This is a genomic window from Chromobacterium haemolyticum, assembly GCF_002081825.1.
Lineage (GTDB): Bacteria > Pseudomonadota > Gammaproteobacteria > Burkholderiales > Chromobacteriaceae > Chromobacterium > Chromobacterium fluminis.
On the sequence record NZ_MUKU01000014.1, the window covers coordinates 31,767 to 51,314 of the forward strand.

Consider the following 19,548-nt stretch of genomic DNA (forward strand, 5'->3'; position numbering starts at 1 on the left):
TAGTGATTTGATGACGTAGGAATGTTGGTTTAAATCAAACTTATAGTTAAAACGATTAGGCTTGGGTTTGAGGCGGTTTTCTGTGAAAATCCCGCCCTCGCCGCAGTTGGGCATCTTCATCACCATGGATTTCAAGGAGCGCAGTATATGGGTGACACAAGCGGACGCCGCGTAGCCATCATCGGCGGCGGACCGGCCGGCCTGGCCGCCGCCGAGCAACTGGCGGCGGCGGGCGTGCGGGTCGATGTCTACGACGCAATGCCGTCGGTCGGCCGCAAATTCCTGCTGGCCGGCGTGGGCGGCATGAATATCACCCATTCCGAACCCCACGCCAGCTTTGTGCAGCGCTACGGCGCGCACAGCGCCGAGCTGCGGCCGATGCTGGACGTATTCAACGGCGAACATGTGCGGGCCTGGGTGCACGGCCTGGGCATAGAAACCTTCATCGGCAGTTCCGGCAAGGTGTTTCCCAAGGAAATGAAGGCGGCGCCGCTGCTGCGCTCCTGGCTGACGCGGCTGCGCGAGGCGGGGGTGAGCTTCCATGTGCGTCACCGTTTTCTGGGCTGGGACGAGCGCGGCCGCCTGCGGTTGTCCGCGCCGGACGGCGAACGCTTGGCCGAGGCCGACGCCGTGGTGCTGGCCATGGGCGGCGGCAGCTGGCGCAAGCTGGGTTCGGACGGCAGCTGGGCGGCGATGCTGCGCGAGCGCGGCGTGGAGGTATCCAAGCTGCAGCCGTCCAACTGCGGTTTCGACGCCGGCTGGAGCGAGTATTTCGCCGACAAGTTCGCCGGCGCGCCGTTGAAATCGGTGACCTTGCAGTTCCATCCGGCCATCGGTCACCCGTTCAGCCGCCGCGGCGAGTTCGTCATCACCGCCGGCGGCGTGGAGGGCAATTTGATTTACGCCTGCTCCGGCGCCATCCGCGACGAAATCGCGCGCAGCGGCGCGGCCTTGTGTTATCTGGACCTGATGCCGGACTGGAGCTTGCAGCGCATCCTGGGCGAAGTGGCGCGGCCGCGGGGTTCGCGCTCGATGTCCAGCCATTTGCAAAGCCGGCTGGGCCTGAAGGGCGTGCGCATGGGCTTGTTGCGCGAATGCCTGGACAAGGAGGTTTTCAACGACCCGGCCAAGCTGGCCGAGGGCATCAAGGCGCTGCCTTTGCGCTTGTTGGCGCCGAGGCCGTTGGACGAGGCGATCAGCACCGCAGGCGGCGTGACTTTCGGCGCGTTGGACGACAACCTGATGTTGCAGGCGATGCCGGGCGTGTTCTGCGCCGGCGAGATGCTGGACTGGGAAGCGCCCACCGGCGGTTATTTGCTGACCGCCTGCTTTTCCACCGGGCGCGCCGCCGCGGGCGGGGTGCTGCGCTGGATGCAGGGTTGAGGCCTGTTGCGTTCACGCCAGCGCAATAGGCGGCGACTGCGTGTTTCTACGGAGCGCTACCTGCATTTTTTTTGCAAGCCTCTATACTGGTAATGTCGCGCGAAACGCGCGGCCACGTCGTTGTCGAGAAAGCCGCCCACTGCATGGATTGTCATGATGCGAAGGCGAACGCCTGAGGAGAACAGCGCGATGAAGCTTGACGATTTCAACCAGGTGGCCGATTTGATCGGCCTGAAAAAACGTTCACGCGAAGCGGTGTGGCTGATGGAAGTGGAGGGCATGACAGGCTACTTCGCCGCCCAGCAAATGGACATCAGCGAATCCACCGTGTCCCGCGCGCACAGCCGCTTTCGCCGCGCGCTGCAAAAAATCAACTCGCTGGCGGGCCATCTGCCCTTGTAAAGCCCGCCGTCAAGGCGAAGACGAAGCCCGGTCTTGGCCGGGCTTCGTCGCGTTCGGGCTGTTCCTTGTGCCGGGCGGCGTTAGCGACGCCGCCGCTGTTCACCGCATCTGGATATACTGACGCGCAGTCTTCCCCTCCAAGGAGAGCTTCATGGCTTTGCGTCACGGCGTCGATTTCGACAAGGCCCAGGCCTTGCACCGGCAGGAACTGGCGATGTTTTCCGAGCGGCGTCCGCGCTCGCGACAGTTGTCCGCCGCCGGCGGCGAGCATTTGCTGTTCGGCGCGCCTTTGCACTGGATGGCGGACTGGTCCACCCCGTTCCATCTCTACGTGGAAGAGGCTCGTGGCGCGCGGCTGCGCGACGTGGACGGCCATGAATACCTGGATTTCTGCCTGGGCGACACCGGTGCGATGTTCGGCCATTCGCCTGCGCCGGTAGCGCGCGCCATCGCCGATCAGACTGCGCGCGGCCTGACCGCCATGTTGCCGTCGCCGGATGCAGTGTGGGTGGCGGAGGAACTGGCGCGGCGTTTCGGTTTGTCGCATTGGCAATTCGCCCTCAGCGCCAGCGACGCCAATCGCTTCGCGCTGCGCTGGCTGCGCGCCGCCAGCGGTCGGGACCAGATCATCGTGTTCAACGGCTGTTATCACGGCACGGTGGACGACGCCTTCGTCGATCTGGTCGACGACCGGCCCAGGGCGCGCGCCAGTCTACTGGGCCAGGCGCATGATCCGGCTGCGCATACCCGGGTGGTGGAGTTCAACGATCTGGAGGCGCTGGAACGAGCCTTGAGCGATGAGCGGGCGGCCTGCGTGTTGGCCGAGCCGGTGATGACCAATATCGGCATGGTGTTGCCGGAGCCGGGCTTTTGGAGCGCGGCTCAGGACTTGATCCGCCGCTACGGCAGTTATCTGCTTTTGGACGAAACCCATACCATCAGCAGCGGGCCGGGCGGTTACGGTGCGGCTTACGGCCTGAAGCCGGACGCGCTGGTGCTGGGCAAGCCGCTGGGCGGCGGCCTGCCGTGCGCGGTTTACGGGTTCAGCGCGGAGCTGGCGGAGCGGGCGCAACGCGCCAAGCGCGCCGCCGCGCCAGGTCATTCCGGCATCGGCACCACGCTGAGCGGCAATATGCTGGCCGCGGCGGCGATGCGCGCCAATCTGGCTGAGGTGATGAGCGATGCTGCCTATCAGCGGATGTTCGCGCTGGCCCAGCACCTGGCGGATGGTTTGCAGGACTGGATAGAACGCTGGCGGCTGCCGTGGTGCGTGAGCCGCGTCGGCGCGCGCTGCGAGTTCCAGTTTTCCCCGCGCCCGCCGCGCAACGGCGGCGAGGCGGGCGCAATGCAGGATGAGGCGCTGGAGCGGGTGATCCATCTTTACCTGCTTAACCGCGGTTTCCTGATCACGCCCTTCCACAATATGTTGCTGCTGTGTCCGGACACCGAGTTCGCCGATGTTGACCGCTTGCTGGAGGCCCTGGACGGTTTCGCCGGCGAGGTGGTTTAGCGCCGGTTCAACCCCTCGCAAGCTAGAGCGGAACAAGGCGTTGCAGCTGAGAAAGCGGAGTGTACAAGGGGTGCGTGAGCATTTCGAAGCGGTACTCACCATGTCACGTCTCACGACGCGCAGCAGATCGTAAACAGCTTCTTAGCGCGCGGGCTGCTGACGGATGGCGAGCAAGGCCTGATTGCGCAGCGTCTTCAGCAGGCTGAGCTGCTCCGGCGCGATGGCCAGCGATCCCGCTTGGCGACGGTCGCCGTAAAGTATGCCCAGCTTGCGCTTGTCCAAGGACAGCGGCAGCAAGACGAAGGTATGGGCCACGCTCATCTGGCGATACCAGGCCGGGATGTGCTGGGCGATGGCCGGCGCGTCGATATCGTCTATCAGCATGTCGGCGTTGCGCTCCAGCGCCTTGCGGAACAGACTGTCGCCGCTGTCGATGTCGGCGCGCAGCGCCGGCAGCAGCAAGTCCACCTTTTCGCCGAAACCGAAGCGGGCTTGCAGCGGCAGGTCGGTCCCGCTGCGCGCGCAGATCAGCGCGTGGTCAAAGCCCAGGCCGCGATACATGGTTTCCAGAATGATGCGCAGCAGATCGTTGAGTTTGTAATCGCCCAGCAGGGTATTGGTGATGTCCTGAACGCCGGCTGACAGCACGGCGATCCGGCCGGCGGAGCCGGCGGTGGCTTGTAGCCGGGTGGGATCCTGCGCCGGTGGCTGGGGTGCGCTGGCGGCGGGCGGCGGCGCGCTCTTGTTTAGCCTGGCCTGGCGCAAGGCCTGCGAACGCGGCCCTTGACCGGCCTCCGGCCCCAGCTTCGCCAGATAGGCGGAGAGCAGGGTCTGCGCCTGCGCCAACTGGTGCTCCAGCGGCGCCCACTCCAGCGCCAGCGCCCGGCTGTAGCGTTGTAGCAGCTTGCGGCTGGCGTCGGCTTGATCAATGCCGCTCTGGGTCAGCTGACAGACCAGTTCGCGGCACAGCGAGCTTAAGGCCTTCATCCGCATCTCGCTGGTTTGCGGCTGGCGCACCGCGCCGGCCGGCATCGGCTCCATGCCGGTCAGAATCCGTTCCGGGAAGCGCCACAGCGCGGCGGTGGCGGCGCCCAGGTCGGCGTAATGGGCGCCCAGCGTCTGGTGCGCGGCTTGGTCGATGCCGGCGCCGGCGTCGATCAGCATTTGGATTTGCCGGTATTCGTCGCGGAAATAATTGACGCACAGCAGTTCGCCCAAGTTTTGCAGCATGCCGCAAATCAAGGCCTCTTCCGCCTCGCGCACGCCGCAGGCCGACGCCAGCGAGCGCGCCAGCAGGCCGGTGAACAGGGTTTTGATCGCCACGTCGCGGATCTCGTCGGCATGGGCGCGGTTGTGCAGGTGTTCGAACAGCAGCAGGCTGAGCGCCAGATTGCGTATGGTGTCGAAGCCGAGGATCACGATGGCGCGGGAAATGGTGCTGACCGCGCCGCCGTACTGGCTGAAATTGGCGGAATTCACCACCTTCAGCAGTTTATTGGTCAGCGACACGTCTTTGAGGATGGCGCTGGACAGCGCTTGCAGGCGCTCGCTGTCGGCGTTGTTGCTCTTGTTGATGGCGGCGATGGCCTGGGACAGCGCCGGAAAGTCCGGCGCGTGGCGCATGCGTTGCAGCAAGTGCTCCAGCGCGGCGCGGCCGCCTTCCTGGCGATTAAAGCGCTGATGGCGGGCCAGCCAGTCTTGCAGGCCGGCCAGCGCGCGGCGGCAGGCGCCGGCGTCGGCCGCCGGGTCGCGCAGCGCGGCCAGCCATTGCTCCAATTCCGGGTCGTACTCTCGTTCCGGCGCGCCGGCGCTGATTAGCCAGCGCAGCAATTGCTCGGCCTGCAGCAGTTCCTGACGCAAGCGTTCCGGGCTCAATGCTTGGCAGGCGTGCTCGCCTAGCAGCGCGACGCGTTGATGGATGTCGGCCAACACGGTTTCGGGGTAGAGCCGCCCAAGGCATTTCCCGCTGGCGTGCAGGTGGATCAGCGGTTCCAGGATGTCGCACGCCAGGCCGATGCGTTCGGCCAGCGGCAGCGCCTGCAGCGTTTTCAGGCGCAAGGGCTGTAGCGTGTCCTGTCGGTAGACGGCGTAGTGTTTGCCATCGAGGCGGACTTGTCCCTGCCAGGCTTGCAGCAAGGGATGGCGGAAAGCCGGGCGCGGCGGCGTGTCCGGCAACTCCGACTTGGACTCCATCAACGCCAGCGCCTCGCCGTCGCGGCTGGCCAGCAGCACCGACAAGCCATCCGGGCAGTTCAGCGTGGCGACGATTTGGTATTCCGGCTCTGCGGCGGCGCTCATCGCTGTCTCCGTGCGGCTTGCGTGTTTGTACTAATGTAGACAGTTATTGGAGCGCGAGCCGAAGATTCCACAGCGCTTGGCTGGGTGTTCATATTGCCCTTTGGACTAATTGTTGATTTGCTAAGAGCATATTGATATAACCCATCGGTTTTGATGCGCCGATGCGCTTTCGGTAGATTTGAACGCATCTACAGGATGGGCAGGAAGCATGGACATCGGTCATCAGAGGCTGACTCACCTCAAGCAGTTGGAAGCGGAGTCTATCCACATCATTCGCGAAGTGGCCGCGGAATTCGAAAACCCGGTAATGCTGTATTCGATAGGTAAGGATTCGGCGGTGATGCTGCATCTGGCCAAGAAGGCTTTTGCGCCGGGCAAGCCGCCGTTCCCCTTGATGCACGTGGATACCACCTGGAAGTTCAAGGAAATGATCGCGCTGCGCGACAAGCAGGCGCGCGAATATGGCTGGGACCTGATCGTCCACGTCAACCAGGACGGCGTGGACGCCGGCATCAACCCGTTCACCGCCGGCAGCGCCAAGCACACCGATGTGATGAAGACCGAGGGCCTGAAGCAGGCCTTGAATAAATACGGCTTCGACGCGGCTTTTGGCGGCGCGCGCCGCGACGAGGAAAAGAGCCGCGCCAAGGAGCGAGTCTACTCCTTCCGCGACCGCAACCACCGTTGGGATCCGAAGAACCAGCGCCCGGAACTCTGGAACATCTACAACAGCAAGATAGACAAGGGCGAGAGCATACGGGTGTTTCCGCTGTCCAACTGGACCGAGCTGGACATCTGGCAATACATCTTCCTGGAAAACATCGAGATCGTGCCGCTGTACTTCGCCGCCGAACGGCCGGTGATAGCGCGCGACGGTACGCTGATCATGATAGACGACGAGCGGATACTGGATTATCTGAGCCCGGCGGAGAAGGCGAGCATTGAAACCCGCCGCGTCCGCTTCCGCACCCTGGGCTGTTATCCGCTGACCGGCGCGGTGGAATCGCAAGCGGCCACGCTGCCGGACATCATTCAGGAGATGTTGCTGACCCGCACTTCCGAGCGTCAGGGCCGGGTGATAGACCACGACAGCGCCGGTTCGATGGAAAAGAAAAAGATGGAAGGATATTTCTGATGACCCACCAATCCGATCTGATCGCCGGCGATATTCTGGAATACCTGCGCCAGCACGAAAACAAGGATCTGCTGCGCTTCATCACCTGCGGTAATGTCGACGACGGCAAATCAACCCTGATCGGCCGGCTGCTGCATGACTCCAAACTGATTTTCGAGGATCAACTGGCGGCGATAGAGCGAGACTCCAAGAAGTACAACACCACCGACCAGGACATCGACCTGGCCTTGCTGGTGGACGGCTTGCAAGCGGAGCGGGAGCAGGGCATTACCATCGACGTGGCTTATCGCTATTTCAGTACCGACAAGCGCAAATTCATCATTGCCGACTGCCCGGGCCACGAGCAGTACACCCGCAATATGGCCACCGGCGCGTCCACCAGCAATCTGGCCATCATCTTGATCGACGCGAGGCGCGGGGTGCAGACTCAGACCCGCCGCCACAGCTTCATTGTCAGCCTGTTGGGCATTCGTCATGTGATTGTGGCGGTGAACAAGATGGACCTGGTGGATTACGACCCGGCGGTGTTCGAGCGTATTCGAGATGAGTACCTGGCCTTTGCCGAGGGCCTGGAGATCCCGGACATCCGCTTCGTGCCGATTTCCGCGCTGCGCGGCGACAATGTGGTTAGCCGCGGCGAGGGCGCGCCCTGGTATCAGGGGCCGACGCTCATGCAGCTGCTGGAAACGGTGGAAGTGAGCAGCGACGTGGCGCTGGAAGCCTTCCGTCTGCCGGTGCAGTACGTGAACCGGCCCAATCTGGACTTCCGCGGCTTCTGCGGCACCATCGCCGCCGGCGAGATTCGCCCGGGCGACGAGGTGCTGGCGCTGCCGTCCGGCCGCCGCAGCAAGGTCAAGGCCGTGGTGGCGTATGAGGGAGAACTGGCCGCGGCCGGCGCCGGCGAGGCGATCACGCTGACGCTGGAGGACGAGATCGACGTGTCGCGCGGCGATATGCTGGTGCGAGCCGACCAGCCGTCGCCGGCGGTGGCGTCCAGTCTGGACGCGCATCTGGTGTGGATGCAGGACGCGCCCTTGCGTGCCGGCAAGGAGTACGGCTTCAAGCTGGCCGGCAAATTCGTCACCGGCCGGGTGGAGGCCATCCTGCACCAAGTGGACGTCAACACGCTGGAGCAGAAGCCGGCCGAGGCGCTGCACCTGAACGAGATCGCGTTGTGCCGCATCAGCCTGAACGCGCCGGCGGTGATAGACGCCTACGCCGCCTGTCGTGGCACCGGCAGTTTCATCGTGATAGACCGGCTGAGCAACGCCACCGCCGGCGCCGGCATGATCACGGCGGCCGGAGCGGAGGAGACGGCCGCGCCGCAAGACGAATTGCAGCGCTTGCGCGCCTTCGAGCTGGAGTTGAACGCCCTGGTGCGCAAATACTTCCCGCACTGGGAAGCCAAGGACATCGGCCAGCTGTTTCCGCGCTGAGCGGGTGTTGAGCGTCGCCGACGGCCCGACGCCCTAGTTTTCTGAGCCTGTTCAAAGTCTAGCGAGCCAGAGCGGGACAAGGTGTCGCGGCCGAGAAAGCGGAATGTACGTTTGGTATATGAGCATTTCGAAGCCGCACTCACCGTGCGGCCTCTCATACGGCGGGCTGTCCGTTTTTCGACCTGTTGTTGCAGGAATCGGCCACGCCGGTTTACAGCCGGCGGCGGTCTGCCTACAATCCGGCAGCTTCAATTGGCGCGTTGTATCCGCTGTGGTTTTCGCAGCGGCGTGGTTCTGTTTCGTCCCGTCTGCTCCGGCAGCCGCGGTCCACTCGGTTTCCCCCTCCGTCTTTCGCTTGAAGCGCCGGCAACGCCGCCCGCGGCGCTGTCGCATCGACTGTAATCCACATAGAAAAGATAAAACATGACGTTTGCGCTGAAACACATCGCAGGCGCAACCGCTGCCATCTTGCTGGCAGGCCCGGTTGCAGCCAAGGATTTCACTGTCGCCGTGATCTACGATCAGGCCGGCAAGTTCGACAAGAGCTTCAATGAAGCGGCATTCAACGGCGCCGAACGTTTCAAGAAAGAATTCCACATCAACTACCGCGAAGGCCAGGTCAGCAACGACGCTCAGAAAGAGCAGATGCTGCGCAATATGGCGCGCAAGGGCGCCGATCTGGTGGTGGCGGTGGGCTTCGCCTACACCCAATCCATCGAGACCGTGGCCAAGGAATTCCCCAAGGTGAAGTTCACCCTGGTGGATTCGGTGGCCAAGGGCCCGAATGTGCAGAGCATCGCCTTCAAGGAGCAGGAAGGTTCCTTCCTGGTGGGCATGGCCGCCGCGCTCAAGTCCAAGAGCGGCAAGGTGGGCTATCTGGGCGGCATGGACGTTCCGCTGATCCGCGCCTTCGGCTGCGGTTACGCCCAGGGCGCCAAGTACGCCAATCCCAAGGCGGTGGTGATGCAGAACATGATAGGCACCACCCACGCCGCCTTCAACGACCCGGCGCGCGGCGGGGAGTTGGCCAAGAGCCAGTTCGATCGCGGCGTGGACGTGGTGTTCGCCGCGGCGGCGCTGTCCAATATGGGCGTGATCCAGGCGGCCAAAGGCGCCAAGAAGTTCTATATCGGCGTGGACAGCAATCAGAACTATCTGCAGCCGGGCGTAGTGCTGACCTCCATGGTCAAGCGCGTGGACAACGCGGTGTACGAAACCATGCGCGACGCCAAGAACGGCGCGTGGAAGCCGGACGTCAAGCTGATGGGCCTGAAGGAAAACGGCGTGGACTGGGCGCTGGACCAGCACAACCGTTCGCTGATCACGCCTGAGATGGAGAAGAAGATTCTGCAGGCGCGCAAGGACATCGTCAGCGGCAAGATCAAGGTGGTGGATTACCGCGCCGCCAATCGCTGTCCGGTGAACTGATCCGCCGGAGCCGCGCCGCGCTTGGCGCGGCGACGTGACAACGGGCAAGACCTTTTGGTCTTGCCCGTTTTTCTTTGCGGATCGTGAATAGGTGCTTAGATCCCCAGCGTCGCGCCGCCGTCCACATACAGATTATGCAGCGTGATGTGGCGCGCCTGATCCGACAGCAGGAACAGCGCGGCATTGGCCACATCCTGCGGCGCGGCGATGCGTTGCAGCGGGATGCCGGTGCGGTACTGCTCCAGCGAGCCTTGCAGAATGGCCGGCGGGATGGCGTCGTCGCTCCACAACTGGCGCTGCATCGCGGTGTCGGTGGAGCCGGGCGACACGATGTTGCAACGCACGCCGAACTCGGCCAGCTCCAGGCCCAGGCATTTGCTGAACTGGGTGGTGGCGGCCTTGGACGCGGCGTAGGCCGCCATCTGGGTGCGCGGCACTTCGGCGGCGTTGGAGCCCACGGTGACGATGCCACCCTGGCGGCGCGCCTGCATGCGCCGCGCCACCGCGCGGCTGAGGAAGAACACGCCGTGAGTGTTGACGGCAAAGCTTTGCAGCCAGTCCTCGTCGCTGAGCTGTTCCACCGTGCCCAGACGCAGCACGCCGGCGACATTGGCCAGCATGTCGATGGCGCCGATCTCGTCCTCGATGCGGGCCACCGCTTGCTCCACCGCCGTGCCGTCGCGGATGTCCAGCGGCAGCGGGATGATGCGGCCGTCGGCGTGGGCCGGTGTATGCAGAGCCAGTTGCTGTAGGCCGTCGGCGCGCAGGTCCAGCGCCGCCACGCGGCAGCCCTGGTCCGCCAGCGAGCGCGCCAGCGCCGCGCCTATGCCCTGGGCCGCGCCGCTGACCACGGCCAGTCGGCCGTGGAATTCCGGGTAGCTGGCGTTCATGCGGCGGCCCCGTCCAGCTGGCGCGCCAGCAGCGCCTGCCAGGCGTTGACGGTGGGTTGTTGAGCCAGTTCGATGAAGTCGATTTCCGCGCCCAGCGCGCGCCATTGTTCCAGCAAGCTCATCAGGCGGATGGAGTCCAGGCCCCAGTCCAGCAGATTGTCGTCCAGGCCGATGTCGCTGGCCGGCTGCTGCAGCAGCTCGGCGATGGCGGCGCGCAGCGCTTCCGCGCTGGGCGCGGCGCTGACCGGAGCGGCCAGCTGGCCTAGCAGGCGCTGGCTGTCCAGGGTCACGCCGCAGCGCTGTGCCACGTATTCGAGCGCCATCGCGTGGCGTTCAGCGGAGAAGTCGGCCAGGCCGTCGGCGACGAAGAAGGGCTGGATGTCGTACATGAAGGCGTCCAGCGCGGTGCTCATGCAGCCGATGTGGGCGTAGATGCCGCAGATGATCAGCTGGTCGCGGCCTTGCTGGCGCAGCAGGTTGAGGAAGGGCGAGCGCTGGAAGGCGCTGTAGCGCCACTTGGTCAGCACGGTGTCGTCGGCGGCCGGGCTCAGGCTGGCCACGATGGGGTGGCGTTCCGGGCGCGCCGGCAGGCCGGGGCCCCACATATCGTTGAGCAGGCCACGGTCGCTGTCGGCCTGTTCCGCCGGCTGGGCGGTGTAGAACACCGGGATGTTCAGTTCGCGGCAGCGCGCGCGGATGGCGGCGATATTGCGCAGCGCGGTGGCTACCGGCTCGGCCTCGCGGTCATAGAAATCCAGGAAGTATTCCTGCATGTCGTGGATCAGCAGCGCGGCGCGCTGCGGCGCCACCGTCCAGTTGACGCGGTTGTCCGGCAGTTGGGACGGAATGGCGTAGGGGGCGATGCGGGGGATGCTCATGCTTGTGACCTTTGGGTGGACTGCGCGGCCAGTTTCTGTTCCAGCATCTGACGCAGGGTTTTCTTGCTGACCTTGCCGACGCTGGTTTGCGGCAGGGTGTCGACCAGCTCCAGCCGGTCCGGAATCTTGTAGGCGGCGAGGCCGCGCTCGCGCAGGAAGGCGGCCACTTGGGGCAGGCGGATCGCTTGCTGCTCGCGCGGGATGATAAAGGCGCAGGAGCGCTCGCCCAGATAGGGGTCGCTCATCGCCACGATGGCGACGTCGCGTACCAGCGGGTGGGCCAGCAGGTGGTTTTCCACCTCCTCGGCGGAGATTTTCTCGCCGCCGCGGTTGATCTGGTCCTTGGCGCGGCCTTCCACCGTCAGATAGCCGTCGGCGTTCATGCTTACCAGGTCGCCGGTGCGGTAGAAGCCGTCGGCGGTGAAGGCGCGCTGATTGTGGTCGGCGGCCCGCCAGTAGCCGCGGATGGTGTAAGGGCCGCGCGTCAGCAGGTGGCCGACTTCGCCCGGCGCCACCGGCTGGTCCTCGTCGTCGACAATGCGCACTTCGTCGTCGGCGCTGATCGGCCGGCCTTGTGTGTTCAGCACCTGTTCCGGGCCGTCGTCCAGCCGGGTGTAGTTGACCAGGCCTTCGGCCATGCCGAAGACCTGCTGCAGCTTGCAGCCGAGCGCGGGCTCGACGCGGGCGGCGAGCTCGGGGCCGAACTTGGCGCCGCCCACTTGCAGCAGGCGCAGGCTGGCCAGCTTGCCCGGCTGCTTGGCGGCGGCGTCCAGCCACAGCGGCACCAGCGGAGGCACCAACGCGGCGATAGTGACGGACTCGGCCTCAATCAGCTCGAAGGATTCGTCGACGCTGGGGCCGGAGGCCAGCACCACGGTGCCCCCGGCGTGGAACACGCCGAAGCTGCCGGGCGAACTCATCGGGAAGTTGTGGCCGGCCGGCAGCACGCACAGATAGACGCTGTCTCGGCTCAGGCCGCAGATTTCGGCGCTGGCGGCGAAGCTGTACAGATAGTCGTCATGAGTGCGCGGAATCAACTTGGGCACGCCGGTGCTGCCGCCGGAAAGCTGGAAGAAGGCCAGGCCGCTGGCGTCCGGCTCCGCGGGCAGCGGCTGGTCCATCAGGTAGAGGCTGTTGAGCGGGGTGTAGTCGCCGGCGTCGCCGGCCACGATCACGTGTTGCAGCGAGGGCGCCAGCGGCAACAGCTCGGCCGCCAGCGCGCGGTAGTCGAAGCCGCCGTGCTGGTCGGCGCAGATGTAGACCGCGGCGTCGGTGTGCTGGCAGAAGTAAGATACTTCGGCGCGGCGATGCGCCGGCAGCGCGAACACCGGCAGCATGCCGAGACGGAACAGCGCGAAAGCGACGATGAAGAACTCGGCGCAGTTAGGCAGCTGCACCACGGCGCGCTGGCCGGGGCGCAGGCCGCGGGCGTACAGGCCGGCGGCCAGGCGTTCGGCGTAGAGCTTGAGTTCGCGGTAGTTCAGCCGCTGCTTGCCGGCCACTAGGGCCAGTTTTTCCGGCTGTTGCTCGGCCTGGGCCGCCAGCATGGAAAACAGGGTCTGGCCCTGCCAATAGCCGGCCTCGCGGTAGCGGCGGGCAAAGTCTTCCGGCCAAGGGGTCCAGTCCAGTTGTTGCTCGCTCATGCCGCCTCCGCCAAGTCTGCCAGGCCCATCGCGCGCAGCATGGTGCGGAACTTGGCCGCGGTTTCAGCCAGTTCGCTTTCCGGCAGCGAGCCGGTGACGATGCCGGCGCCGGCGAACAGACGCAGCGTGCGCTCGGCGATTTCGGCGCAGCGGATGGTGACCGCCCATTCGCCGTCGCCGTTGCCGTCGCACCAGCCCACCATGCCGGTGAAGAAGCCGCGGTCGAAGGGTTCGATCTCGCGGATCAGCTTGCGGGCCGGGTCCGCCGGAAAGCCGCATACCGCCGGGGTGGGGTGCAGCGCGCGGGCCAACTCGAAGGAGCCCACGGTCGGGTCGATCAGCTCGCCGCTGATGCGGGTGGACAGATGCCACATGGTGGCGGTGGAGACCAGGGACGGGCCGGCCGGCACTTGCAGATCGCGGCAGTACGGCGCCAGCGCCTCGACCACGGCGTCGATCACGAGCTTGTGCTCGAACAAGTCCTTGCCGGACTCCAGCAGCGCGTCGGCGCGGCGGCGGTCTTCCGTCGGGTCCGGGCTGCGCGCGGCGGAGCCGGCCAGCGGATTGGTGATCACTTGCCGGCCGTAGCGCGCCAGCAGCAGTTCCGGGCTGGCGCCCATCAGCGCGCGGCGCTGCGCGCCGTCGTCGCTCAGTTGCACGGCGAAGGTGTAGCCGTGTTGGTTCTGGCTGGCCAGATTGAGCAGCAATTGACGCTGGTCTATGGCCTGCTTAGCGGAAAGTTCTAAGGTGCGCGACAGCACCACCTTGTCCAGCGCGCCGCTGCCGATGCGGGCCAGCGCGTCGCTGACGCCCTGGCAGTAAGCGGCCGGCGCCGGCTGCGGCGTCAATTGGCAATCGGCTTGCAAGGGCTGGCGCAGGGCGCTGCGCTGTTCCTGACGCAGCGCGTCGGCGCGGCGCACTTGTTGCGGCACGAACAACCACGGCTGTTGTTCCGGCATGAAGGGGATGGCGCCGACGACCACGGCCTGAGCCGGGTCCGGTTGGGCGGCCAGCGCGGCGGCGATGGCGGCGCTGGGATCGGTGTCGGTGATCACTTGCTGGATGCCTTCGGCCAGCAGGGTGTGGCATGGCGAGGCGAAGAAGAAGGCGGAATCGGCCTGGTAGGCGGCCAACAGATTGTGTTCGCCGCTATAGGCTGGGTCGAGTGAGGTTTGGTTCATCGCTATTCCTGAGTCCACTGGGTAGGTGGGGGATGGCTCGTCTGAGCGTCGAGGGCGAATATAAATGATAATCGTTATCCATTGCAATACGGTGATATTGCGTACAGATGATATTGATTCCACATTTTTGCTCTAGGACTTCGTGGAGGCGCACGTCCGGATTTGGCGGCGCCGAGTCATGTTGATGTCATCTAAAAGGCGCGCCAAAGGCCGTTCTCAGCTACTTTTTGACATGCTGAGCAAGGGCGGGAGGCGGTGTCTCATGCCGAGGGATTGGACTAATTTTGGTAAAAACGCAATTGACAATCATTCTCAATAAAAATATCGTAGCCGCCAATTGAACCGCTTGCATGGCAGGCGCAGGATGGAGAACGACGATGTATTCCGAAAGCAGCAAGGGCATGGATGATGGTCCCGATAGTGCGCAGGCGGCGGAGCCGATGGGCTTGCGGCGTTTACCCTCGCCGCGCGAACTGATGGCCGACGCGATGGCGGACGACAGAGCGCGGGAGACGGTGGCACGCGGCCGCCGCCTGACTCAGGCCGCGATAGCCGGAGCGCCGCGCCGCTTGCTGTTGCTGCGTTTGCCGCTGCCGGCCTTGCTGGAGCAGGCTGAACAGTTGAGCGCCTGGCTGTCGCGGGAGGAGGGCTGGGGCGTGTTGGTCCAGCCGCTTGCCGCCGCGACGACGGGGCGCGGGAGACAGGCGTTGTTGGAGCAAAGAAGGGCCTATCTGCAATGCCTGGCCGCGGGCGTTCCCTTGGCGCATGTCTTGATTCAACTCAATGAGATGGCGTATCTGAGCGATCTGGTCAGCGCGGTGCTGTTGCCGCCCACCGTGATTGAGAGCCAGATTCACCGCGAACTGGCTTCGGCGCTGCCTTGCCCAGTGCTGCTGGAGCCCGGCGACGCCGACAAGTTGCAGATTGCGCGCGACGCTCGCCAGGCGGTGGCGGCCAGCCATCGCTTCCCGATGCTGTTGAGCGAGGGGCGGGTGGGCCTGGTGGAAAGCGCCGGCAATCCGGATGGCGCGGTGCTGTTGGGATCTGGCATGCTGCCGGGAGGCGCGCCGCACTTGCTGGCCTTCGATGATGCTCCGGAACGCGACGAAGACTGGGCGCCGACTTGCAGCGGCCTGACGCTGACCGCGTCCAGCGTGACGGCGGCCCAGCGGCGTTTCGAGCGCTGGAGAATGTCTGATCTGTTGGCTACGGCCGGCTGAACTTAGAGCTTGTTTACGATTTGGCCGATGCGGGCAGATCGTAAACAGGCGCTTAGCGGCTACTGCTTAAACAATCGCGCCCACTGCCCTTGGCGTGGTAAAGCGCCTCGTCGGCGCGCGCGTAGCAACTGGCGATGTCGTCGTCGGGCCGCAGTTCGGTCAGTCCGATTGAGCAGGTGTAGCCCAGTTCCGGCTTGGCCGCCAGCGGACGGTCCAGCCGTGCGGCGGCGAGAATCCGTTCACAGCACTGTTCCGCTTCATGCAGCGAGGTTTGCGGCAGCAATAGCATGAATTCCTCGCCGCCCAGCCGTCCGAAGCCGTCTCTTTGCCGCAGCTGAGCGCGCACGGTCTGGACGAAGCCGCAGATGACCTGATCGCCGGCCGGATGGCCCTCCAGGTCGTTGATGCGCTTGAAGTGGTCTAGGTCGAGGATGGCGAGGCAGGCCGGCGCCGAGTGCTCAAGCCTTTGCTGCAGCAGCAGTTGCAGCAACTGCATCAAATGGGTGCGGTTGCTGATGCCGGTCATGGGGTCGGTCTGGGCGGCGCGCAAGGCCACGTCGCGGGCCTGGCGAAGCTCGCGTTTGTCGGCGCGCAGCTCGGTGATGTCGCTGGCCTGGCACAGCATCCAGCCGTCCGCGCTCATGGTTTCCGTCATCCACATCCAGCGGCCGTCGCATAAATCAGCCTCGAAAGCGCGGTAAGGCAGTTTGCCGCGGCGCGAACAGGCCGAGCGCAACCACGTTTCGATATCGTCGGTTTCTATCCGCGAACCTTGTTTCTGCAGGTAGTTTCGTCGCATCAGCTCCGCCCAGCTCAGGCTTTCCTCCTGAGTCAGGAAGAAGCTTTGGCGGAAGGCGGTGTTGGCGTAGCGCAGCATATCGTGTCGGTCGAACAGCGCGACCAGGGTCGCGCTGTCGTCCAACATGGCAAGCAGTGTGATGCAGAGGGCGTCCGTCATGGAGGTGGGCTACTCGAGCGTGTTTCAGTGAGTATCGTACCCGCTTGCCTTGCTTGCCAAGGCGCGCGCCGCGCCTCACAACATGGCGAAGGCCGCCATGCCCACCAGCGCGCCGGTGGTGCCCAGTATCGTCTCCATCAGCGACCAGGTTTTCAGCGTTTGGGCCTCGTTGGCGCCGGTGAATTTGCCGAACAGCCAGAAGCCGGAGTCATTGACGTGGCTGAGCACGATGGAGCCGCCGGCGATGCAGATGGACAGCGCCGCCAGCTGCGCGCCGGACAAGCCCATGGTCTCAATGGCCGGCAGCACCAGTCCCACCGTGGTCAGGCAAGCGACGGTGGCGGACCCTTGAATGACTCTGACCGCGGCCGCCAGCGCGAAGCAGGCGACGGCGATGGGCAGGCCGGCGCCGATCAGCGCGTTGCCCAGCGCCGGCCCCACGCCGGAATCCACCAGCACCTGTTTGAATACCCCACCGGCGCCGGTCACCAGCAGAATGATGCCGGCCGGCTGCAGCGCGGCGTTGCAGATGCGCATGACCTGTTCCGCGTCCATGCCGCGGCGGATGGCCAGGCCATAGATGGCGATCAGGCAGGCGGCCAGGATGGCGCTGAATGGATGGCCGATGAACTGCAGCCAATGGAAGACGGCCGAGCCGGGCGTCGCCAGATGGCTGCCCAGGGTTTTGCAGGCCACCATGACCAGCGGAAACAGCACCAGGGTCAGGCTGAAGGCGAAGGAGGGCATGCGGTCGCGCTCCAGCGTCGGCTCGCTGATGTCATCTGGCAGGGCCAGGCTGACATGCCGGCTGATGAAGCCGCCGAACAGCGGGCCGGCCAGCAACATGCCGGGAATCGCCGCCGCCAGCCCGATGACGATCATCCAGCCGAAGTCGGCCTGCATCTGCGAGGCCAGCAACATGGGGGTGGGGCCGGGCAGCAGGAAGGCCGCCGAGGCGGCCACGCCGGCGAACAGCGGCACGGCCAGCTTGACCACATTGCCGCCGGTGCGGCGGGCCACGGCGAACACCACGCCGATCAGCAGCACGATGGCGACGTCGAAGAACAGCGGCAGCGCGCAGACCAATCCGGCCACGCCCAGCGCGTAATGCGCGCGTCGTTCGCCGAAGCGGCTTAAGAGCCGGCCGGCGATCTGATCGAGCGCGCCGGTTTCATGCAGTATCTTGCCGAACATCGCGCCCAAGGCCACCACCACGGCGAGGAAGCCTAGGGTGCCTGCCATGCCTTTTTGCATGGTGTCGGCGATTTTTTCCACCGGCATGCCGGAGGCCACGCCGGCCCCGATCGAGACCAGCATCAGCGCGATGAACGCATGCAAGCGAGCCTTCATCACCAGCAGCAACAACAGGGCGACCGAGCCCAGCGCGGTCAATACGAGGGTTGCAATGGACATGTCAGCGTTCCTGGCGGGACTGGATCAGGCGCAGCGCGTCGGCGACGACGCTGTCCAGCTCGGGGCGGATGTCCAGGGAGTGGACGTCGGTTTCGTCCGGCCCGGGCTCCTCCAGCGCGGCAAATTGCGAGGCCAGCATATCGGCCTTCTGGAAATGGCCTTGCCGGGCTTGTAGCCGCTGCAGGATCAGATCGAAATCGCCTTTCAAATAGAGGAAGGACAACTGCGGGTTGCCGGCGCGCAATTGGTCGCGGTAACGCCGTTTCAGCGCGGAGCACACGATGATGGACAGCGCGTTGCTGCGTTGCATGGCGTAGGCGGCGTCGCTGAGCGCGCTGAGCCAGGGGCGGCGGTCGGCGTCGTCCAGCGGCGTTCCTGCGGCCATTTTGTCGATATTGGCGCGAGGATGCAGGAAGTCGCCGTCCAGCACGGCGCATGTCAGGCGCTGGGCCAGTTGCGCGGCGAGCGCGGATTTGCCGCAGCCGGAGACGCCCATCAGTACGTAAACCTGATGTGGTGTGGAATTCATGAAGCCACTCCAATGAGTTGTCGAATTGTTTGAAGACGGATCGTGATTGTTACCGGTAACATTATGCCGATAACAATATGTCGGCTTTGCGGCGCGCAGGCAAGCGTTTTGAGCGCCGGCCTTGATTTGGCTCTGGCGCTTCGGAATTTCGCATTGATAAATAAGAGTTTTTTGAGAGGGCCGGTGTCGTATTCCGGCACAGGCCTAGACGCTGCCGCCCAGGCTCAGGGTATAACCCAGGTCGACGACGGGGTCGGCGTAACGCTGGCCGTGGATGCGGCCTAGCAAGCGTTGCGCCGCCAGCCGGCCAATCGCTTCGCGCGGCGTGACCACGCTGGCCAGCCGTGGATGCAAGGCGGCGCCGATATCCAGCGCGTTGAAGCCGGCGACGGCGATGCGCTGCGGCACCGCTATGCCCATGGACTGGGCCTCCAGCAAGGCGCCGGCGGCGATGTCGTCGTTGGTGCAGAACACGCCGTCCAGGTCCGGCGCGGCGGCCATGGCCTGGCGCAGCATCTCGCCACCTAGCTGAAAGCTGGAGTGTTGCTCGGTCTGTATCTCCAGCGGAATCAGTCCGGCTTGTTCCATCGCCGTCCGGTAGCCGGCGGCGCGCAGCCGGGTACGGCGGTCGAGGCGGGCGGCGAGGTAGGCGATGCGCCGCTTGCCGCGCGCGATCATGGCTCGGGTCATGTCTTCTGCGGCGGCCTGATGGTCCAGGCCCACGGCCAGGTCTATGGGCCGAGACGGCAGTTCCATCACTTCCACCACCGGAATCGCCGCCACCTGCAGCATGCGCAAGGTGCGTTCGGAGTGGACGGTTTCACACAGGATCAGCCCATCCACCTGGAAGGACAGCAACTGCTCCACTTGCCGGGTTTCCTGTTCGATGTCGTAGCAGTAATGACCATACAGCGTGTGGTAGCCGGCTTCGCGGGTGACGGATTCGACGCCGTGAACCAGGTTGGAGAACACTTGATTGGACATCGACGGCAAGAGCACGCCGATGGCGCGGCTCTTGGCGCGGGCCAGCAGGTCCGGCACCCGGTTTGGGATATAACCCAATTGCTCCATCGCGCCGGAGATGCGCTGGCCGGTGGCGTCCGATACCAGGCTGGCGTTGCGCAGGTAACGGCTGACCGTCATCTTGGAAGTGCCTACCCGGTCTGCGATGTCCTGCAGCGACGGGCGGCGCGGCTTATCGCTCATGGCGCGGGCCAGGCGAGGCGGGAGCGGCGGCTTCCGGT

16 protein-coding genes are annotated in these 19,548 nt (G+C 65.0%); 7 read left to right on the forward strand and 9 right to left on the reverse strand.

Going from position 1 to position 19,548, the window contains the following annotated elements; genetic code table 11:
• Positions 1 to 147: 147 nt before the first annotated feature.
• From B0T39_RS12545 to B0T39_RS12555, 3 genes are all read left to right on the forward strand, one after another.
• Positions 148 to 1,383 (forward strand): TIGR03862 family flavoprotein, encoded by a 1,236-nt coding sequence (locus B0T39_RS12545; protein WP_081547079.1) that lies wholly within the window; start codon positions 148 to 150, stop codon positions 1,381 to 1,383.
• A gap of 189 nt (positions 1,384 to 1,572) precedes the next feature.
• Complete coding sequence (locus B0T39_RS12550; protein ID WP_019100111.1) at positions 1,573 to 1,785, forward strand: sigma factor-like helix-turn-helix DNA-binding protein; 213 nt, start codon at positions 1,573 to 1,575, stop codon at positions 1,783 to 1,785.
• A 151-nt stretch (positions 1,786 to 1,936) separates the two neighbouring features.
• Entirely contained in the window at positions 1,937 to 3,295 is a 1,359-nt protein-coding gene (locus B0T39_RS12555) for an aspartate aminotransferase family protein (RefSeq protein WP_081547081.1), read from the forward strand.
• A gap of 141 nt (positions 3,296 to 3,436) precedes the next feature.
• On the opposite strand, the gene B0T39_RS12560 is transcribed toward B0T39_RS12555, so the two are convergent.
• Positions 3,437 to 5,593, reverse strand: coding sequence for an HDOD domain-containing protein (locus tag B0T39_RS12560; RefSeq protein WP_081547083.1), 2,157 nt, complete (start codon positions 5,591 to 5,593; stop codon positions 3,437 to 3,439).
• A 208-nt stretch (positions 5,594 to 5,801) separates the two neighbouring features.
• On the opposite strand from B0T39_RS12560, the gene cysD reads away from it, so the two are divergent.
• The 3 genes from cysD to B0T39_RS12575 all read left to right on the forward strand — a co-directional run bounded on the left by cysD (position 5,802) and on the right by B0T39_RS12575 (position 9,592).
• The gene (cysD, locus tag B0T39_RS12565) at positions 5,802 to 6,728 is read left to right on the forward strand and encodes a sulfate adenylyltransferase subunit CysD (protein ID WP_081547085.1); all 927 of its coding nucleotides are present in this window, start codon (positions 5,802 to 5,804) and stop codon (positions 6,726 to 6,728) included.
• Complete coding sequence (gene cysN / locus B0T39_RS12570) at positions 6,728 to 8,164, forward strand: sulfate adenylyltransferase subunit CysN (protein WP_081547087.1); 1,437 nt, start codon at positions 6,728 to 6,730, stop codon at positions 8,162 to 8,164. The genes cysD and cysN overlap by 1 nt, the downstream gene beginning before the upstream one ends.
• Before the next feature lie 423 nt (positions 8,165 to 8,587).
• Positions 8,588 to 9,592 carry a BMP family lipoprotein gene (locus tag B0T39_RS12575; RefSeq protein ID WP_043631498.1) on the forward strand — a complete coding sequence of 335 codons (1,005 nt, stop codon included), beginning with the start codon at positions 8,588 to 8,590 and terminating at the stop codon, positions 9,590 to 9,592.
• A 95-nt stretch (positions 9,593 to 9,687) separates the two neighbouring features.
• Here B0T39_RS12575 and B0T39_RS12580 read toward each other — a convergent pair whose 3' ends face one another.
• Genes B0T39_RS12580 through dhbC form a run of 4 tightly spaced genes read right to left on the reverse strand, consistent with a single transcriptional unit; the run spans position 9,688 to position 14,184 of the window.
• Complete coding sequence (locus tag B0T39_RS12580; RefSeq protein ID WP_081547089.1) at positions 9,688 to 10,482, reverse strand: 2,3-dihydro-2,3-dihydroxybenzoate dehydrogenase; 795 nt, start codon at positions 10,480 to 10,482, stop codon at positions 9,688 to 9,690.
• Complete coding sequence (locus B0T39_RS12585; RefSeq protein ID WP_081547091.1) at positions 10,479 to 11,360, reverse strand: isochorismatase family protein; 882 nt, start codon at positions 11,358 to 11,360, stop codon at positions 10,479 to 10,481. The genes B0T39_RS12580 and B0T39_RS12585 overlap by 4 nt, the downstream gene beginning before the upstream one ends.
• Positions 11,357 to 13,003 carry a (2,3-dihydroxybenzoyl)adenylate synthase gene (locus B0T39_RS12590; protein ID WP_081547093.1) on the reverse strand — a complete coding sequence of 549 codons (1,647 nt, stop codon included), beginning with the start codon at positions 13,001 to 13,003 and terminating at the stop codon, positions 11,357 to 11,359. The genes B0T39_RS12585 and B0T39_RS12590 overlap by 4 nt, the downstream gene beginning before the upstream one ends.
• Complete coding sequence (gene dhbC / locus B0T39_RS12595; RefSeq protein ID WP_081547095.1) at positions 13,000 to 14,184, reverse strand: isochorismate synthase DhbC; 1,185 nt, start codon at positions 14,182 to 14,184, stop codon at positions 13,000 to 13,002. Before dhbC ends, B0T39_RS12590 begins: the two co-directional genes overlap by 4 nt.
• Positions 14,185 to 14,561: 377 nt before the next feature.
• Between dhbC and B0T39_RS12600 the strand changes: the two genes are divergently transcribed.
• Complete coding sequence (locus tag B0T39_RS12600) at positions 14,562 to 15,404, forward strand: hypothetical protein (RefSeq protein ID WP_081547097.1); 843 nt, start codon at positions 14,562 to 14,564, stop codon at positions 15,402 to 15,404.
• A gap of 52 nt (positions 15,405 to 15,456) precedes the next feature.
• On the opposite strand, the gene B0T39_RS12605 is transcribed toward B0T39_RS12600, so the two are convergent.
• The 4 genes from B0T39_RS12605 to B0T39_RS12620 form a co-directional block, all read right to left on the reverse strand.
• Positions 15,457 to 16,362: a sensor domain-containing diguanylate cyclase gene (locus B0T39_RS12605; protein ID WP_081547099.1), complete on the reverse strand. Its 906-nt coding sequence runs from the start codon at positions 16,360 to 16,362 to the stop codon at positions 15,457 to 15,459.
• A 75-nt stretch (positions 16,363 to 16,437) separates the two neighbouring features.
• Entirely contained in the window at positions 16,438 to 17,775 is a 1,338-nt protein-coding gene (gene gntU / locus B0T39_RS12610) for a gluconate transporter (protein ID WP_081547101.1), read from the reverse strand.
• A 1-nt stretch (position 17,776) separates the two neighbouring features.
• A complete protein-coding gene (gene gntK, locus B0T39_RS12615) occupies positions 17,777 to 18,304 on the reverse strand; it encodes a gluconokinase (protein ID WP_081547103.1) in 528 nt (175 codons plus the stop codon).
• A 204-nt stretch (positions 18,305 to 18,508) separates the two neighbouring features.
• Positions 18,509 to 19,510, reverse strand: coding sequence for a substrate-binding domain-containing protein (locus B0T39_RS12620; RefSeq protein WP_081547105.1), 1,002 nt, complete (start codon positions 19,508 to 19,510; stop codon positions 18,509 to 18,511).
• Positions 19,511 to 19,548: the final 38 nt, after the last annotated feature.

Excerpts from the sequence above, each read along its gene's own strand:
- B0T39_RS12545 (WP_081547079.1), top strand. The coding sequence starts at position 148 with ATGGGTGACACAAGCGGACGCCGCGTAGCCATCATCGGCGGCGGACCG.
- B0T39_RS12550 (WP_019100111.1), top strand. The coding sequence starts at position 1,573 with ATGAAGCTTGACGATTTCAACCAGGTGGCCGATTTGATCGGCCTGAAA.
- B0T39_RS12555 (WP_081547081.1), top strand. The coding sequence starts at position 1,937 with ATGGCTTTGCGTCACGGCGTCGATTTCGACAAGGCCCAGGCCTTGCAC.
- B0T39_RS12560 (WP_081547083.1), bottom strand. The coding sequence starts at position 5,593 with ATGAGCGCCGCCGCAGAGCCGGAATACCAAATCGTCGCCACGCTGAAC.
- cysD (WP_081547085.1), top strand. The coding sequence starts at position 5,802 with ATGGACATCGGTCATCAGAGGCTGACTCACCTCAAGCAGTTGGAAGCG.
- cysN (WP_081547087.1), top strand. The coding sequence starts at position 6,728 with ATGACCCACCAATCCGATCTGATCGCCGGCGATATTCTGGAATACCTG.
- B0T39_RS12575 (WP_043631498.1), top strand. The coding sequence starts at position 8,588 with ATGACGTTTGCGCTGAAACACATCGCAGGCGCAACCGCTGCCATCTTG.
- B0T39_RS12580 (WP_081547089.1), bottom strand. The coding sequence starts at position 10,482 with ATGAACGCCAGCTACCCGGAATTCCACGGCCGACTGGCCGTGGTCAGC.
- B0T39_RS12585 (WP_081547091.1), bottom strand. The coding sequence starts at position 11,360 with ATGAGCATCCCCCGCATCGCCCCCTACGCCATTCCGTCCCAACTGCCG.
- B0T39_RS12590 (WP_081547093.1), bottom strand. The coding sequence starts at position 13,003 with ATGAGCGAGCAACAACTGGACTGGACCCCTTGGCCGGAAGACTTTGCC.
- dhbC (WP_081547095.1), bottom strand. The coding sequence starts at position 14,184 with ATGAACCAAACCTCACTCGACCCAGCCTATAGCGGCGAACACAATCTG.
- B0T39_RS12600 (WP_081547097.1), top strand. The coding sequence starts at position 14,562 with ATGTATTCCGAAAGCAGCAAGGGCATGGATGATGGTCCCGATAGTGCG.
- B0T39_RS12605 (WP_081547099.1), bottom strand. The coding sequence starts at position 16,362 with ATGACGGACGCCCTCTGCATCACACTGCTTGCCATGTTGGACGACAGC.
- gntU (WP_081547101.1), bottom strand. The coding sequence starts at position 17,775 with ATGTCCATTGCAACCCTCGTATTGACCGCGCTGGGCTCGGTCGCCCTG.
- gntK (WP_081547103.1), bottom strand. The coding sequence starts at position 18,304 with ATGAATTCCACACCACATCAGGTTTACGTACTGATGGGCGTCTCCGGC.
- B0T39_RS12620 (WP_081547105.1), bottom strand. The coding sequence starts at position 19,510 with ATGAGCGATAAGCCGCGCCGCCCGTCGCTGCAGGACATCGCAGACCGG.